Annotated in this window: 8 protein-coding genes; 1 reads left to right on the top strand and 7 read right to left on the bottom strand. The window is 48.2% G+C overall.

Going from position 1 to position 17,763, the window contains the following annotated elements; all coding sequences use genetic code 11:
• Positions 1-78 precede the first annotated feature (78 nt).
• Positions 79-735 (top strand): hexitol phosphatase HxpB, encoded by a 657-nt coding sequence (gene hxpB / locus N7386_RS02295; RefSeq protein WP_279766921.1) that lies wholly within the window; start codon positions 79-81, stop codon positions 733-735.
• A gap of 69 nt (positions 736-804) precedes the next feature.
• Here the strand turns inward: hxpB and N7386_RS02290 are convergent, their stop codons facing one another.
• The 7 genes from N7386_RS02290 to pdhR all read right to left on the bottom strand — a co-directional run bounded on the left by N7386_RS02290 (position 805) and on the right by pdhR (position 17,239).
• Positions 805-2,847, bottom strand: coding sequence for a M13-type metalloendopeptidase (locus N7386_RS02290; RefSeq protein WP_279766920.1), 2,043 nt, complete (start codon positions 2,845-2,847; stop codon positions 805-807).
• A 211-nt stretch (positions 2,848-3,058) separates the two neighbouring features.
• On the bottom strand, positions 3,059-5,278 hold the full coding sequence (locus N7386_RS02285; protein ID WP_192959123.1) for a patatin-like phospholipase family protein: 2,220 nt from the start codon (positions 5,276-5,278) through the stop codon (positions 3,059-3,061).
• A 225-nt stretch (positions 5,279-5,503) separates the two neighbouring features.
• Positions 5,504-9,976: an EAL domain-containing protein gene (locus N7386_RS02280; protein WP_279766919.1), complete on the bottom strand. Its 4,473-nt coding sequence runs from the start codon at positions 9,974-9,976 to the stop codon at positions 5,504-5,506.
• A 137-nt stretch (positions 9,977-10,113) separates the two neighbouring features.
• A complete protein-coding gene (gene lpdA, locus N7386_RS02275) occupies positions 10,114-11,541 on the bottom strand; it encodes a dihydrolipoyl dehydrogenase (RefSeq protein ID WP_011621232.1) in 1,428 nt (475 codons plus the stop codon).
• Positions 11,542-11,690: 149 nt separating this feature from the next.
• Positions 11,691-13,727, bottom strand: coding sequence for a pyruvate dehydrogenase complex dihydrolipoyllysine-residue acetyltransferase (gene aceF / locus N7386_RS02270; RefSeq protein WP_279766918.1), 2,037 nt, complete (start codon positions 13,725-13,727; stop codon positions 11,691-11,693).
• Positions 13,728-13,739: 12 nt separating this feature from the next.
• Positions 13,740-16,406, bottom strand: a complete 2,667-nt coding sequence (gene aceE / locus N7386_RS02265; protein ID WP_011621230.1) for a pyruvate dehydrogenase (acetyl-transferring), homodimeric type — start codon at positions 16,404-16,406, stop codon at positions 13,740-13,742.
• An 80-nt stretch (positions 16,407-16,486) separates the two neighbouring features.
• Complete coding sequence (gene pdhR / locus N7386_RS02260; protein ID WP_011070781.1) at positions 16,487-17,239, bottom strand: pyruvate dehydrogenase complex transcriptional repressor PdhR; 753 nt, start codon at positions 17,237-17,239, stop codon at positions 16,487-16,489.
• Positions 17,240-17,763: the final 524 nt, after the last annotated feature.

The raw sequence follows: 17,763 nt of genomic DNA, 5'->3' as shown, positions 1-17,763 counted from the left end.
GAAGATGCAGAGCTTAACCATACACTCAAGTTCCCAGAGCATAGCGCTTAGTAATCCTTCCCATCCCTTGGAGTAGTAATGACATCCCTTAGTATTCAAGCTGTTATCTTTGATATGGATGGTGTGTTAATCGATTCAGAACCCCTTTGGCAACGGGTTGAGTATGAAGTCTTATCGGCACTTGGCGTGCCCGTCACTATCGAAACGATTCAACAAACCACAGGTTTACGTATCGACCAATGTGTCGACTATTGGTATCACAAAGCACCTTGGGCCGATTACGACAATGCCAAGGTCAGCACCGCCATCGTCGATAAAGTCGCAGAGGAAATCCTGCGAACGGGCGAAGCCATGCAAGGCGTTCAACAAGCCATTGATTACTGCCAAGCTAAAGGCTTAAAGATAGGCCTAGCCACCTCTTCTTTTTACACCATTATCGAAGCCGTACTCAGTAAACTCGGCCTAAGCGATAAGTTTATGGCGGTACAATCCGCCGAAGGACTCACCTATGGCAAGCCGCATCCTGAGGTTTACTTAAATTGTGCGGCCGCCTTAGGAGTCGACCCGCGTTATTGCCTCGCGATTGAAGACTCTTTCAATGGTCTAATCGCCGCCCGCGCCGCCAATATGCAAACCGTCGCCATTCCCGCAGCGGAGCAACGCGGTGAGGCAAAATGGGTTGTCGCCCATCACCAAGCCGACAGCATGTTAGATTTACCGGCGATCTTGGGCTAATCACAACACCAAATTGCGAAAAGCAAAAAGCCAGACATCCGTCTGGCTTTTTCATTTTCATCCTATGGATTACCAGATTTTTACGCGCTCTTCTGGTTTTAAATACATCTTGTCGCTTTCTTTCAGCTCAAAAGCTTTATAGAAGGCTTCAATATTGCGCGGTGTACCCATAGCACGGTAGTGGCTAGGTGAATGCGGATCCGTCAGTAAACGACGACCTAACTCTTCATCACGGTAGTTGCGGCGCCACACTTGTGACCAACCGACGAAGAAACGCTGCTCACCCGTTAAGCCATCGAGCACTGGTGCAGGTTTACCGTTTAAGCTCATCGCATAGGCACGCGCCGCTACGGTTAACCCGCCTAAGTCACCAATGTTTTCGCCTAAGGTTAAATCACCGTTCACAAACTTACCGGGCAACGCTTCATAGCCAGAATACTGCGCCGACAGTTGCTTACCGCGTTTTTGGAACTCTTCACGGTCTTTATCAGACCACCAATCACGCAGGTTGCCGTCGCCATCGTACTTAGCACCTTGGTCGTCGAAACCATGGCTGATTTCGTGGCCAATTACCGCACCGATACCACCGTAGTTAACCGCATCATCGGCTTCCATATTGAAGAATGGCGGTTGCAGAATCGCCGCAGGGAATACGATTTCATTGCCAACAGGGCTGTAATAAGCGTTCACCGTTTGTGGTGTCATATGCCACTCGGTACGATCGATTGGCTTACCTAACTTGTTGATCATGTCTTGATATTCGAAGTTGGCATAACGCATATAGTTACCCACCAGCTCATCAGGCTTGATCTCTAACGCTGTGTAGTCTTTCCACTTGTCTGGATAACCAATCTTGTAGGTAAACTTAGACAGTTTTTCTTGAGCCGCGACTTTCGTTTCAGGCGTCATCCACTCGAGTTCATTAATACTGACTTCAAAAGCTTTGATCAAGTTTTTGATCATGGTTTCCATGCGCGCTTTGGCTTCTGGTTTAAAGTACTGCTTAACGTACTCTTCACCCACTAATTCACCTATTACTTGGTCGGCGCCATCAACCGCTTTTTTCCAGCGTGGTTGCTGCTCTTCAATGCCCATCAACGTTTTGCTCTTAAAGGCAAAGTTAAGATCGACAAAGTTTTTACTTAACAACTCGGCGTAACTATCCACGAGGTGGAACGTTAAATAGTCCTGCCAAGCTGAAACGGGGAAGGCATCAAAATTAGCGCCTAACTTTTCTAAGTATGATGGCTGACGCACGATGACTTCAGTCACTTTATCGCCAAGGCCCGCACTGGTCGCAAAGGCATTGATATCAAACTTGCCAGTGAGTTTTTGCAGCTCGGCACGGCTCAGTTTGTTGTAAGACTTGTTAGCATCGCGAGATTCAACGCGGCTCCACTGGCTCTTAGCGATCATCATCTCGATGTCGGCTACGTTTTTCGCGGCACGTTTTGCATTTTTATAGCCTGCTTCAGTCAGAATATCAGTCACATATTTCGCCATTGCTTGGCGATTAGCGACAAACTTAGCGTCATCTTTTAAGTAGTAATCGCGGTCTGGCAAGGTTAAGCCCGACTGGCTTAAATACACTGCATATTGGGTAGAATTTTTCGCGTCGTTATTAACGTAGAAACCAAAGGGAATACCTGAACCGCTGGTGAGTAATTTCCCCATCACCGCGGGTAATTCACTGTGATTTTTCACTGCAGAGATGTCCGCCAGTAATGGATTTAATGGGGTTACACCTAAGGATTCGAGCAAATCGGTATTCATAAAGCTGGCGTTAAAGTCACCGATTTTTTGATTATTAGAGCCAGGAGCAGCATCTTTTTGCGCTGCGGCGGCATCGATGATTTTTTTCAACGCATCTTGGCTTTGATCGTACAGCACAGAGAATGCACCGTAGTTAGACTTGTCGGCAGGGATAGGCGTATTCGCTAACCATTTACCGTTCACGCTGTAATAAAAATCGTCTTGATGGCGAACTGAGGCATCAAAGTTTTGTAATTCAATGCCAGAAACCGCGGCGACTTCAGTTTTAGGCTCGCTGCTGCAAGCGGCTAAACCTAGGCTCAGGGCAATCCCCAGCGCCAGTGTGCTAATCTTCTTCATTGTTTTCCCCAGCTTCCGTTGAGAGTGTTGTTATTTTTTCCTGCAAAACCTTAGCATTTTGCCTAGTTTGGCTGTAGCAAGATTTTGTAAAAGGTTATGACACTTAGTGATATTTGCGCAAACCAGTATAAACGCGATTTTTAGATTATGCGGGAATAGTGTTCAGCAGGAAAAACGAAGGGCATAACCTTAGTTATGCCCTTCGATCGATTTAGAAGGCTTTACCGACAAATAAATACAAGGATTTATCACCCATATCTGTAATACCAAAGCCCAGTGCTGCCGGCCCCATAGAAGTATCTGTACCTATGTAAAGGCTAGAAGCATAGATAAGGTCTGAGAGGGATACCTCTGAGCGTTCATACCATACATTTCCCGCCTCTAAACTTAGCCCTAAATAGAGTGGGTAATCTCTCATACCTAATAAGGCATCTCGGCCCAGATCATACTGATAGACAAAGGCGCCAAAGAGCTTATGCGCCCCTGTGAGCGAGTCCTTGTGATAACCAGAAAGGTTTAAGAAACCGCCCAAATCGGACAAGTGTAACGTATTAAGTCCGTCATTATTATTTGTCGCAAGCGACGCTTTACCCACAAAGGCATGATTGCCAACGCTGAGCGCGCCTTTCCAATCGGCTTCAACCTGAACACTAAATTCGTTTTTATTGTTATCAACGACATCGTCAAAATCTTCATTACGCACATACACATTTAAGGTGATGCGGTTACCCGAAGTCGGGAAACTAATACTGTCTAAGCTGTCATAACCAACCCTCAAGTAAGCACCGTAGGAGTTAAAATCAAAATCCTTCAGCAACCAGGCATCATTGACGATAACGCCTTTCTCCCCCACTAAACCAAATTCAATAAACCCTTGCAAGACATAGTTATAACCAATTCCTAATTCAATAGTGTGGGTTTTCTTGTCAAAGACAAAAACACGGTTATTGTTATCGTAGAGATCCCAATTATGAACATCGAATTGATATCGGGCTCGACTATAAAACTCTTGATCTCTATCTAGCGGTTGATAAAACTCGGTTGCAAATAGCTTTTCGAATCCAAGCTTAACTTCGTTTCGCCACTCTCCGCCATTAAAGGTTAAGTCTGTCATGGTATAAGCCATATCAAAGCTGATGGCTGAATCAGAGCTAAAATCGTCCTCCCAATTAAAGCCTAGTTGGAAGTAATTTGGTCCCCAAGATTTAGCTCGGGTGGTCACCGTCAGCACTCGACCTTCTTCAGACTCGACAAACTCGGCATCCACGCGCTCAAATTTGTTTAAGGCATAAATCCGTTTTAACGCCTCGTTTAGCTCATCCTTAGTCACAGCTTGGCCGGCTTTCAGATCTAAGGTTTCCTTCAATAGGTTTAGACTGACCTTAGACTGGTTATCGAATACGATTTCTTTAATAGGATGCGCCACATCCGCCATTAATAACTTGCCCTTGGCCTTCTTCGCATCCACATAGGCGGCATATTCTTCAGCGCTGACACTCATGCCCTGCAATTTATCTAGCTGGCCGTTGGCGGCTTCTTTCCCTAACGTCAGGGCCAAGGGCATGATGGTAAAGTCTGTGGTGCTTAAGGCATCGATAGCGGGACGGATCAATACGTCTTTATCTGTTAGTAATTGTTTTTGCTTTTCGGTACTGGCATTGGTCAGGAAGTTAGATAACTGGTCGAGCACCGCAATCGTGCTATTCAATTTGTCTTTTTTCACCAGCGGCGAGCCGATATCTACGGCAATGATGATATCCGCGCCCATAGCCTTAACCACATCCACGGGCATATTGTTGGCAATACCGCCATCGACTAATAACTTGCCATCGATCTGAGTCGGTTGCAGTGCACCCGGCACAGTCGCAGATGCCTGCATGGCTTTGACTAAGCTGCCGTGGTCGATGACGACGGGTAAACTGGTTTCTAAATCCGTTGCCACCGCTCGATAGGGAATGGCCAACGCATCAAAATCACCAAATTGCTGCACCAGATCCGTGGACTGGCGTAATAGCTGCGACATGGTTTGCCCGCGCAGCAAGCCACTCGGCGCCCGGACTTCGCCCTCGGTATAACCGATATTAAGCGGAATATTGTAACGATCGCGTAACTGTTTATCGCGGTAACTCAAGACGTTACGCGGAATGGTATCCGAATAACCACTATCCCAATCAACCCCCATCATAATGGTTTCGACTTCACTTGCACTGTATCCCAAGGCATACATACCCGCGACATAAGCGCCGATACTCGTACCTGCAATATAGTCCACAGGAATATGATGTTCTTCTAAAATTTTAAGTACACCAACATGGGCGGCGCCTTTAGCACCTCCACCGCTTAACACTAATCCTATTTTTGGCCGTTCAGCCGCACATAAGGGAGTCAGCAACACACATAAAAAGAGAGAAGCTACTATTCGGCGCATCATAATGAGTACTTTTATAGGATAAAAAATTTTGAGTTAATATTAGCAAATTTATCTATTTAACCATCAGTCATATTTTATCTGAACCGATGAGTTGAAAATTTGCCATTAATGATCGCGTTATTTCATTTACGTTTAAACACAAGTGCTGTAAACAGATAATTCAACATAAAACCCCAACTTGAGCCGAGGCTAAAAATGCGCAATTAAGCACACATAAATTGCAGATTAAGATTGCAATGAATCAAGCGGAGACTGTAACTGAAGATATTTTTCAAAATCACTGACAGACATTGGTTTGGCAAAGTAATAGCCCTGAACAATATAACAGCCACGGCTAAAAAGCTGCTCTAACTGCTCAACGGTTTCAACCCCTTCTGCTACTACGGTTAATTTTAAGTTACGAGCCAATTCAATAATACTACTCACAATAGCCTGATCGGCAGAATTCGAGGCGATATCGATCAAAAATGAACGGTCAATTTTGAGTGTATTCACCTCAAAATTGCGTAAATAAGCTAAAGAGGAATATCCGGTGCCAAAGTCGTCAATCGCGACTTCAATGCCCAACTCTTTAAGCTGAGTCAGATGGGTTTTCGCCGCTTGCACTTCCTTCATCAGGACCCCTTCGGTGATTTCTAACCCGAGGGATGAGGTCGGCATTTGTGTATCGGCCAAAATTTTCTTTAACCCATCAATAAAGTCAGGTTGACGGAAATGCACCGCCGAAATATTCACCGACAATTTAAACGGAGTGTTGCAATGTTTTACCCACTTAGCGCCATCCGAACAGGCTCGGCGGAATACCCAGCGGTCGATTTCAACCACTAAACCACAGGCTTCGGCGACCTTAATAAAAATATCGGGACGGATATAACCTTCCTTCGGATGACGCCAACGAATTAAGGCTTCCATCCCAATAAATTTATCGCCCCGCAAAATATCAATCTGCGGCTGATAATAGAGTTCAAACTCTTCCCGCTCGATGGCCTTACGCAAATCCGCTTCCAAGCGTAAATGGTACAAGGCTTGGGCATTACGCTCCGACGAATAATATTTAAAGTTGCCACGCCCCTCTTCCTTGGCGTGGTACATGGCAAGATCAGCGTTTTTAATAAAGGCTTCGGGCTGCACCGCATCATCGGGCCAAATACTGATACCGATACTAGTGGAGATATAAAACTCGCGACCAAACAATTTAAATGGCGCCACAATTTGTGCCAGTAAACGCTCGGCAATGTGGTTTATCTCGTTTAAGTTATTGGCATTTCTCAGCAGGATCACAAACTCATCGCCGCCAAAACGACACAGCAAATGCTCACTGCCGATGCAAGACTGCAAGCGGTTGGAGGCTTCAACCAGCAAGGCATCACCCATGCTGTGGCCATAGGAGTCGTTTACATGTTTAAAGCGGTCGAGGTCGAGGAATAAAAGCGCCAGCTTTTCACCAGTCTGCTGCGCGGTCTGAATCGATTGCAATAACCTGCTCGAAAACAGTGAGCGGTTAGGTAGCCCAGTTAACACATCATAATTCGCCAATCGTCTCAGATCCGCCTCGGTACGTTTTCGCTCGGTAATATCTGAAAAGACAATCACATAGTGTACTGAGCTATCACTCGTCGACTGCATCACAGAGACGTTAAGCCACACGGGGCAAACCAGCCCATTCTGCCCCACTAACTCACGCTCACCCGTCCACGAACTGTCTTGGCCGAGTAACTGATGCACTTCGGTCGAGAGACCATCCTTCATTTGCACGAATTGAGAAAAAGATTGTCCGACGAGATCATGCTGCTCGGAGCCAATAATTTGCTGCGCCGCATGGTTCGCCACCCGAATATTTTCATCCACATCTAAGATCAACACCCCTTCTGAGGTGTTCTCAAAGGCTTGGGCGAGGAGATTGATTTCATCCTCTAGCTGACGCTGCAGGGTAATGTCGCTATAAATCCCCGCTACCCGTTCAATCTCGTGGGTAGTGCGATTGCGCGACACCGGGCGGCCCCTCACTCTTAACCAGCCCCAATTACCACTGCGGCGTTGATAACGATATTCCGCCTCAAAGCGATCGATTTCACCCGCTAACATACTGTTCCACTGACCTAAAGCTTTATCCCTATCCTCAGGGTGGACGGGGAGAGTCTCGAGGGTAACCACAATCTCATTGGCATGATTACCTAGCACGGCGCCACGGTTATCGAGGTAAAAGCTCTGGGTATCTCTATGCCATTCCCAGAGATCGGAATCGCTCCCACGCAGGGACTGACGCAAACGATCATCACTCTCGGTCAACGCTTGGTTCATCGTCATAAAGGTTCGAACTTGGCGCTGACGATACCAGGCTAAACTCAATGCGATGATCGAAAAAATCAGTAACAAGATGCCCTTAAAGCCCTGAGTCAACCACCAATGCTGCTCAACATAGAAGGGATAAGCGAAGGGTTTATCCGACCAGATCCCATTCACCTGACTTAAAATCTCCAGCCCATACTCACCCGCCGCCAGTCCAGCGAGGTTTATCTGCGACTCGCCTTGCAGCAGTACATAGTTATCTTCTTCCCCTTGGTAGCGCAGTCGATATTTAAATTGAATCGGCGAATCATCGAGATAATCGAGGTTAGTGATCTGTAAACTTACCATGTTGGCATCGGGTTTAATTACCATCATGGGTTGAGGCAATAGGGAAACTTCGGTGCTGTTATCGTAATAGACAGACACAGACTCGAGCATCACATGGTCATCGGTGATCCGGTTGACCAACTTATCCACATCCAAGTGCATAACCCCTTCCGGGGTGCCAAGATATAGACCAAACTCGGGGGAATAGAAGTAAGCTCCTTCATTCATTTCATCGGAAATCAGCCCATCGAGTTGGTTAAACATGGCGATATGGCCGGTTACTATATCTTGGCGGATCAGTGAATCGGCGCAGGCCACCAGATTGGCTTTAGGCGTCTTTTGGATAAAAAACACTGAGCTGCAGTTCACTTGCCATAGCGCAGTCAGCGAAACCAGTTCGCTGCTGTTGAGGTGATACTCGAATAAGCCCTTTTCGTAGGAACCAAACCACATCACCCCAGGTGACATTTCTTCGATATGGCTAACGGTGGGCATGGCACTCAAGCCATTAAATAGGCTTCGCTGATCGTGGAACTCATTCGCCTCATCCAAATAGCCAAAAACCCGCTTACCGCCGATCCACAGCTTTCCGTCGGAGGCGCGATACAAGGTTCTAATCGCCGGACGCTTGGGTTCCACCGCATCTTTAGCTGGCTTGTCGATATTGAAGGCCTGCGGAGCTTTTAAATCGGCCTCCCAAAAATACAGGCCGGTGGAGCTGGCGATCCACACCCGCCCTTGTAACAGCGGGTCGACATAAGTGCGATAAACCAGCTTGTTTTTAAATTCATCTTGCCCATTGATCCACTTTGCAAAGCTCTCGCCCTTAAAGCTTGTTCTATCAACCACAAACAGGCCACCCGTGCTTGAGACCAACAAGTAATGCTCGGCAAATGCCCTGATATCGTAAATGCTCTCGTGAGGTAGTAAACCTTCAATCGGGATATCTATGGTTTGCTGTGTATCCTTGGCAATAAACGTCACATTAGATGAGCCAAGCCAAAGCCCTTCAGGTGCCGCAAACACCGACCAAATCATGGCATCGCCCAGTGCGTAGGGTTTATCGGCGGTATAGGTCTCTAAGATAAAATCGGGCCGCGATGCCAACAGTGCCAAGCCGTCGCCAGACCCGCCCACCCACATCAAACCCGAATCATCGAACAGCATGGCCTTGAGGATTTCCATATTGGCCTGCTTTTTCAGCTCCTCCTGATAATTCTCAATCTGGTGAGTCTCTGGCGACCATTTCAATAGGCCAAAACGACTGGCAAACCATAGCGAGCCTTTAGGGTCTTCAACAATCACAGTGCTCCAATCGGGTAATTCAGGCACGGCCTCAAGTTGCTGTGTGCTTGGCTCGAAACGATACACGCCACGGCTCGTCGCCAACCATACGCGGTGTTTCGTATCCTCAAGCATATCGAGAATGCTTCCCATAGACTCAGTCCATGGGTATTTACTGAGGGTTTTACCTGACTTATCCAGCAGCAATAAATCAAATTGCCCAGCCAGCAGGATTTGCTCATTGGGGAGCACCAATAACTTGCGCCAAGGCAGATCGCGATTAACCGCCAGTTGAGTCACCAGAGAGAGTTCAGAAGTCGCAGGGGAATACTGATAAATCTGACCATTATCAATCAGCAATAGCCAACGCTGGGCATCCATACGCGCCGCAGACAGCATGGCGCCACCTGAAAAGTGTGGGAACAAATCGGGTGAGCCAAACAGCGTAAATTGATTGCCACGGATATCGTAGAGATACAGCGCCGCGTTGGTGCTCACCAGCAGCTTGTCTTGCCCGACGTTAACCACTGAGTTGAGGAAATCATCCGCAAGACGGGACTCGCTGCCCGTTTTGTCTATGCGTCTGACCTTAGAATTACTAACGCGATATAAGCCTTGCTCGGTCGCCGCCCAGACAAAACCATGGTCATCTAAGGTCAAGCCACGGATACTGGTGGCGGCTAATCCATCTCGGTCGGTGAAAACACGTTGCACAAATCCACCAGCCCAAACCATGTTCAGACCAGAGACAAAAAGGATGAAACATGCCAGAAGTGTTTTAGTTATTCTTGTTTGCATTTGATGACTTACTTCATACCATAGTTGTACTGTAGCAGTTCAAAAGCCTCAATTCACCCGCTTATTCACATTAGCGTTACAATTTTATCAAGACAATAAAAAAGCGCCCTTAAGGCGCTTTTTGTAGCTCGGCTAAATTACTTTTTCTTTGCCTTTGGATTTGGCAAGTCAGTAATAGAACCTTCGTAGATTTCAGCCGCTAGACCCACTGACTCGTGCAGCGTTGGGTGAGCGTGGATGGTTAATGCTAAATCTTCAGCATCACAACCCATTTCGATTGCCAGACCGATTTCACCTAACAGTTCGCCACCGTTCACACCCACGATAGCACCACCGATAACGCGGTGAGTGTCTTTATCGAAAATCAGCTTAGTCATACCTTCGCTGCAATCTGAAGCGATTGCACGGCCAGAGGCTGCCCATGGGAAAGTCGCTGTTTCGTAAGCAATACCTTGCTCTTTAGCTTCTTTCTCAGTCAGACCAACCCAGGCCACTTCAGGGTCTGTGTAAGCGATTGATGGGATAACTTTTGGATCGAAGTAGTGCTTCATACCCGCGATCACTTCGGCCGCTACGTGGCCTTCGTGCACGCCTTTGTGAGCCAACATTGGTTGACCAACGATGTCACCGATTGCGTAGATGTGCGGTACGTTTGTACGTAATTGCTTGTCTACGTTGATGAAACCACGCTCATCAATCTTAACGCCCGCTTTTTCAGCGTCGATCAGCTTGCCATTTGGTGTACGGCCGATAGCAACTAACACTGCATCGTAACGTACTGGCTCTGCTGGTGCGCTCTTACCTTCCATCGATACGTAGATACCGTCTTCACGGGCTTCAACCGCGGTCACTTTAGTTTCGAGGATCAGGTTGAATTTCTTCTTGATTTGCTTAGTGAATACGCGAACGACGTCTTTGTCAGCCGCTGGGATCACTTGGTCGAACATTTCAACCACGTCGATTTCACTGCCCAGAGAAGAGTAAACAGTACCCATTTCTAAACCGATGATACCGCCACCCATGACCAGCAGTTTGCCAGGAACTTCTTTCAGTTCTAATGCGTCGGTCGAATCCCAAATACGTGGGTCTTCATGGGGAATGAATGGCAGTTTGATTGGGCGAGAACCCGCAGCGATGATCGCTTGGTCAAACTTAACCACAGTCACAGTACCGTCCTGCGCGGTCACTTCTAAGCTGTTAGGGCCAGTAAATTTACCGAAGCCATTAACAACGTTTACTTTACGCATTTTAGACATGCCGCCTAAGCCACCAGTCAACTGGCTGATCACTTTTTGCTTGAAGCTGCGTAACTTGTCTAAATCGATTGTTGGCTCGCCGAACACAACACCGTGTGCAGCAACGGCTTTGGCTTCTTCGATCACTTTAGCAACGTGTAACAGGGCTTTAGATGGGATACAACCCACGTTCAGACACACGCCACCTAAAGTGCTAAAACGTTCAACGATAACGGTTTCCAGACCTAAGTCAGCCGCACGGAAGGCAGCAGAATATCCCGCAGGACCTGCACCTAATACCACTACCTGAGTTTTGATTTCGTTACTCATGTTTTCCTCTAATTCTCATTCAATCCGTTGGAGGAGAGTAATCCTGCCAACCGAAAATGCGCCAGCGCGTAAGGTGGGCGCATTTTAACCTGTGTTTGATACTGATCACAATAAACAAAAGGCCACTCAAGATGAGCAGCCTTATTTGTTTACAGAATCAAAGTACGAATATCGGACAGAATTCCTGACAGGGTCACGCTAAAGCGTGCAGCCATAGCACCATCGATCACGCGGTGATCGTATGATAGCGACAGTGGCAACATCAATTTAGGCTCGAACTCTTTACCATTCCATTTAGGCTTAATTTCAGATTTAGACACACCTAAAATCGCCACGTCTGGGTAGTTAACGATTGGGGTAAACGCAGTACCACCAATGCCACCTAGGCTTGAAATAGTGAAGCAGCTACCCTGCATATCGGCAGATTTGAGCTTACCATCGCGGGCACGGACAGAAATATCGGCCAGCTCACGAGATAACTCGATGATGCCTTTCTTATCCACGTCACGTACCACAGGTACCACTAGACCGTTTGGCGTATCAACCGCCACACCGATGTGGTAGTACTTCTTCTGGATCAGTGATTCACCGTCGCTGCTTAAGCTTGAGTTGAACACTGGGAACTGTTGCAGCGTTTTCGCCACGGCTTTCATCATAAAGACCAGCGGAGTGATCTTATAATCGGCTTTTTTCTTCGCAGCCGCGTCGTTCTGCTGCTTACGGAACTCTTCCATTTCGGTGATATCAGCTTCATCGAACTGAGTCACGTGAGGAATGGTTACCCAGTTACGGTGCAGGTTTGGACCAGAGATCTTCTGGATACGGCTTAATGGAATCTCTTCCACTTCACCAAACTTGCTGAAATCCACTTTCGGTGCAGCAATCACTTGCAGACCACCACCGTTACCCGCCGCAACTGAAGTTGCTGCTGTCGCCTTAGGACGAGACAGTTCGTACTTCACATACGCCTGTACGTCTTCCTTCATGATGCGACCTTTACGGCCAGAACCCGTCACTTGAGTGAGGTCCACACCAAATTCACGGGCCAAACGGCGAACCGCAGGAGACGCATGCACCACACCGGTTACCACTGGCGCACCCGCACTTGGGTGATGTGGAACTGGTGGACGGCTAGGAGCGGCAGCAACAGGTGCCGGTGCCGCTTCTTGGGCAACTGGTGCAGGTGCTGCGGCTTGAGCTACTGGCGCTGGCGCACTGCCTGCACTTGCTGTTGCAACAGAAGTAGTTTCAATCGTCGCAATCACGCTGCCTTGAGAAACCTTGTCACCCACTTTAACGGTTAACGACAACAGTTTACCGGCGAATGGCGCTGGTACTTCCATGGTCGCTTTATCGGTTTCAAGGGTAATTAAACCTTGATCAACTGTAATGTCATCGCCCACAGACACGAGCACTTCGATCACATCGACATTGCTCGCATCGCCAATATCAGGCACTTGGATTTCTTTAACCGCAACCACTGGTGCTGCAGCGGCGACTGGAGCAACTGGCGCTGCAGGAGCCGCTTGAGCAACAGGTGCAGAGGCTGCTGGCGCGCTCGCTTGTGGCGCTGCGGCAGGTGCCGCGCCGCCCACTTCGAGCATGATCACTAATGAGCCCTGAGAAACCTTGTCACCCACGGCCACTTTCACTTCTTTTACCACACCCGCGAATGGCGATGGTACGTCCATAGTCGCTTTGTCGGTTTCTAGCGTGATAAGGCCAGCGTCAACCTCAATCTTATCGCCAGCGGCGACTAAGACTTCGATAACAGACACATCGGTGTCACCCCCGATATCCGGCACAGTGACTTCAACCACTTGGGTTGCGCCCGTCGCTGGCACGGCAGCCACAGGGGCTGGAGCCGCTTGTACTGGAGCAGGTGCTGCTGGAGCTGGCGCAGGAGCGGCAGCTTGAGCAACAGGTGCAGCTTGAACATTAGCCGTGCCCGCTGCTTGCATCATCGCAATTAAGGTACCTTCGCTTACTTTGTCACCGACGGCCACTTTCAATTCGGCTAACACACCCGCGAACGGCGCAGGAATGTCCATGGTCGCCTTGTCGCTTTCAACGGTCAGAATCGACTCTTCCGCTGCTAAGGTATCGCCCACAGAAGCACAGATTTCGATAACCTGTACTTCATCGCCGCCGATATCAGGAACAAAAACTTCTTTTAATTCAGCCATTTTCATTGCCTCTTACGCGTACTGTGGATTGATCTTGTCAGCGTCGATGCCGTATTCCTTGATGGCATTCGCTAACACATCAACAGGCAGCTCTTTACGATCAACCAGTGACTTCAGTGCCGCGATAACGATGAACTTAGCGTCCACTTCGAAGTGGTGACGCAGGTTGTCACGGCTGTCTGAACGACCGAAACCGTCAGTACCTAACACTTTGTAATCGGTTGGCATGTATGCACGTAACTGCTCGCCGTAGATCTTCATGTAGTCAGTCGCTGCGATTGCAGGCGCATCACTGGAGATCACTTGGCTGATATACGCTTGTTTTGGCGTTTCAGTTGGGTGCAGCATGTTCCAACGCTCAACCGCTTGACCATCGCGAGTCAGTTCGTTGAAGCTGGTTACGCTGAATACGTCGGCAGTAATACCGAAGTCTTTTGCCAGTGCTTGAGCCGCTTTGCGGGTTTGCTCAAGAATAGTGCCACAGCTCATTAACTGAACTTTGCCTTTACCCGAGCCAGCAACAGTTTCTAACTTGTAGATACCTTTAACGATGCCAACTTCCGCGCCTTCTGGCATGGCTGGTTGCTCGTAGTTTTCGTTCATTGTGGTCAGGTAGTAGAAGATATCTTCTTGGTTCTCGCCGTACATACGACGAATACCATCTTGTACCACAACGGCAATTTCATAACCGTAAGTTGGATCGTAGGTAATACAGTTAGGAATAGTATTAGCCAGTACGTGGCTGTGACCGTCCTGATGCTGCAGACCTTCACCGTTCAGCGTTGTACGGCCAGAAGTACCACCGACTAAGAAGCCACGTGCACGCATATCACCTGCAGCCCAAGCCATGTCGCCAATACGTTGGAAACCGAACATAGAGTAGTAGATGTAGAATGGGATCATTGGCACATCGTTCACTGAGTAGCTGGTCGCAGCCGATACCCAAGATGACATAGCACCTAATTCGTTAATACCTTCCTGCAGCACTTGGCCTGACTTATCTTCACGGTAGTAAGCCACTTGGTCAGAGTCTTGCGGAACGTATTTTTGGCCTTCGTGAGCATAAATACCCACTTGACGGAATAGACCTTCCATACCGAAGGTACGCGCTTCGTCAGGAATAATTGGCACGATGTTTTTGCCAATCTTCTTGTCTTTTAACAGTGCAGTCAGTACGCGAACAAACGCCATGGTAGATGAAATTTCACGGCCGTTAGAACCCTGCAGAATCGAGTCAAAAATCTTCAGTGATGGAATTTCCAGCTCTTCGCTGAACTTCTCACGACGTTGTGGCACGCTGCCATGCAGCTCGGCACGACGGCTCATCATGTACTTCACTTCTTCCGAATCTGGACCTGGGTGGTAGAACGGCAGATCTTCTAACTGATCGTCTGGAATTGGGATATTGAAACGATCGCGGAAGTAACGGATAGACTCGATACCCATTTTCTTCACGTTGTGGGCGATGTTCTTACCTTCACCCGCATCACCTAGGCCGTAACCTTTAACGGTTTTCGCCAGGATCACAGTTGGACGACCTTTAGTCTTACGCGCATGGTCTAATGCCGCGTACACTTTAACTGGGTCATGACCACCACGGTTTAAGCGCCAAATGTCATCATCAGACATGTTCGCCACCATTTCGGCGGTTTCTGGGTATTTGCCGAAGAAGTGTTCGCGAGTATAAGCGCCACCTTTGGCTTTACAGTTTTGGTATTCACCGTCAACGGTTTCTTCCATTAACTGCAGTAACTTACCGCTGGTATCGCGGGCCAATAATGGATCCCAGTAACGACCCCAAATCACTTTCACCACTTCCCAGCCAGCGCCGCGGAATTCGCCTTCCAGTTCTTGGATGATCTTACCGTTACCGCGTACTGGGCCGTCCAGACGTTGCAGGTTACAGTTGATGATGAAGACCAAGTTGTCTAATTCTTCACGGGCAGCTAAACCGATAGCACCTAAGGCTTCTGGCTCGTCACACTCACCGTCACCTAAGAAGCAGTAAACGGTTTGATCAGAACAATCTTTCAGACCACGGTCAGTCAGGTACTTTAAGAAGCGAGCTTGGTAAATCGCTTGGATTGGACCCAGCCCCATAGAAACCGTTGGGAATTGCCAGTAGTCTGGCATCAACTTAGGGTGCGGATAAGAAGATAAACCTTTGCCATCCACTTCTTGACGGAAGTTAGCCAGTTGGTCTTCAGTTAAACGACCTTCTAAGAATGAACGCGCGTAGATACCTGGGGCGATATGGCCTTGGAAATATACTAAGTCGCCGCCGTCTTTCTCGTTTGGCGCGCGGAAGAAGTGGTTGAAGCACACGTCATAAATGGTTGCGCTCGACGCGAAACTCGAAATATGGCCGCCTAACTCTAAATCTTTCTTAGAACCACGCAGAACCATAGCTAAGGCGTTCCAACGGATGATGGCGCGAATGCGACGTTCCATCTCTTGGTTGCCTGGCATGTGCGGCTCTTGACCCGCTGGAATGGTGTTCAAATAGGCCGTGGTCGCAGTGTAAGGCAAGTGCGTGCCATTGCGACGGGCTTTATCGATCAGTTTCTCTAATAAGAAATGGGCGCGTTCAGGGCCTTCCTGTTCTAATACAGCTTGCAGGGCGTCAACCCATTCCTGAGTCTCTAACGGATCTAAGTCTTGTAGCATATCTTCAGACATGACACTGTCCTTCTCTATATACATGATGATGAATGGTGTTTGCGGCATATTCCGCTTTAGCGAGTGCTAAAGTCGGGAACTTAAGCGCCACTCTTTAAACGGCGCAAACTTCGCTGCAACCGGCTATCTTCTTCCCGCACAGATAACATCACCTCTTCGATGTAACTTAAGTGTTCATTCGAGGCTTCTCTGGCGGCTTCAGGATCACGACGAACGATAGCAGCGAGCAGAGCACGTCTGTGATCGTTGGCCATAGTGGAGGCTTCTTCGCGGCGGCTTAAAAGCTCCAGGTTTTGCGCCACATTCTTATGCAGCACAGGGGTTAAACTGAGTACGAGATGCAACATAGCCACATTGTGTGACGCTTCGGCGACGGCGCGGTAGAAACGCACAATCGCAGCGGCTTGTTGTTCGATATTGGTGGCGGCTTCCACCTCAAGGATCATACGCTTGATATTCTGCATATCGGCGTCTGTGCCACGTAATGCGGCAAAATAGGCCATCATGCCTTCGGTCGCATGACGGAATTCCAGCAAGTCGTATTGGCTTTCTGGATCGGCAGTCATTAATTCAACGATAGGATCGGCAAGGCTCTGCCAGAGTTGTTCTTTGACATAAGTACCGCCGCCTTGACGACGCATTAATAGCCCTTTCGCCTCAAGCTTTTGAATGGCTTCACGCAGTGAAGGGCGAGACACTTCAAACTGGATGGCCAGTTCGCGCTCCGGCGGTAATTTCTGACCCGGCTGTAAACTGCCTTCGAGGATCATCTGCTCGAGTTGCGCCATGATCACATCAGAAATTTTTGGCTGATTAATTTTACTATAGGCCATTAGGCGCTCAGCTCCGTTGTAAATTGGTCTTACCAATTTTTATGAGTGAGCGCACTTTATCAAATCACACTTTTGATGTCTAGATTGAAAATCGACCTTAAAAGGTGATCCCATTCAAAACCGCTCACGATGTGAGAGCATAGCCTAAAAATATCACTATGGGGTCAGACCATTTGACATTGAATAGCTGATGCCAAATAAGCCTCTGAGTAAACGGCATTTTCACCGAAAGTCATTCGGAAAAACAGTCTGAGGATCCCATTTTGTGAACTCGTCAAAAGGACGTTTTACCCGCGTCCAAAAACAAAAAAGGAATTGGCAGCGGTCGCGAACCAATTCCTGATTAATTCGGGCGTGTTGACGTTTCAGGGTTGTTTTTGCAGCAATTTGGCTGGCTGTTATGCAAGGCAAAGTCCGTGCAGTGTAGTTATTCTACATAAACGGACGATAACGCAGTAGAAACGCCAGCCAAATGCTGCCCGAAGGGTTCGCCTGGCAAGCCCTTGCTCTTTGTCGCTCGTCAT

Origin of the sequence: Shewanella sp. GD04112 (assembly GCF_029835735.1) — a bacterium.
GTDB lineage: Bacteria > Pseudomonadota > Gammaproteobacteria > Enterobacterales > Shewanellaceae > Shewanella.
The sequence above is the reverse complement of the archived record's forward strand: the minus strand, read 5'-3'. Positions and strand labels throughout refer to the sequence as shown.

Excerpts from the sequence above, each read along its gene's own strand:
- hxpB (WP_279766921.1), top strand. The coding sequence starts at position 79 with ATGACATCCCTTAGTATTCAAGCTGTTATCTTTGATATGGATGGTGTG.
- N7386_RS02290 (WP_279766920.1), bottom strand. The coding sequence starts at position 2,847 with ATGAAGAAGATTAGCACACTGGCGCTGGGGATTGCCCTGAGCCTAGGT.
- N7386_RS02285 (WP_192959123.1), bottom strand. The coding sequence starts at position 5,278 with ATGATGCGCCGAATAGTAGCTTCTCTCTTTTTATGTGTGTTGCTGACT.
- N7386_RS02280 (WP_279766919.1), bottom strand. The coding sequence starts at position 9,976 with ATGCAAACAAGAATAACTAAAACACTTCTGGCATGTTTCATCCTTTTT.
- lpdA (WP_011621232.1), bottom strand. The coding sequence starts at position 11,541 with ATGAGTAACGAAATCAAAACTCAGGTAGTGGTATTAGGTGCAGGTCCT.
- aceF (WP_279766918.1), bottom strand. The coding sequence starts at position 13,727 with ATGGCTGAATTAAAAGAAGTTTTTGTTCCTGATATCGGCGGCGATGAA.
- aceE (WP_011621230.1), bottom strand. The coding sequence starts at position 16,406 with ATGTCTGAAGATATGCTACAAGACTTAGATCCGTTAGAGACTCAGGAA.
- pdhR (WP_011070781.1), bottom strand. The coding sequence starts at position 17,239 with ATGGCCTATAGTAAAATTAATCAGCCAAAAATTTCTGATGTGATCATG.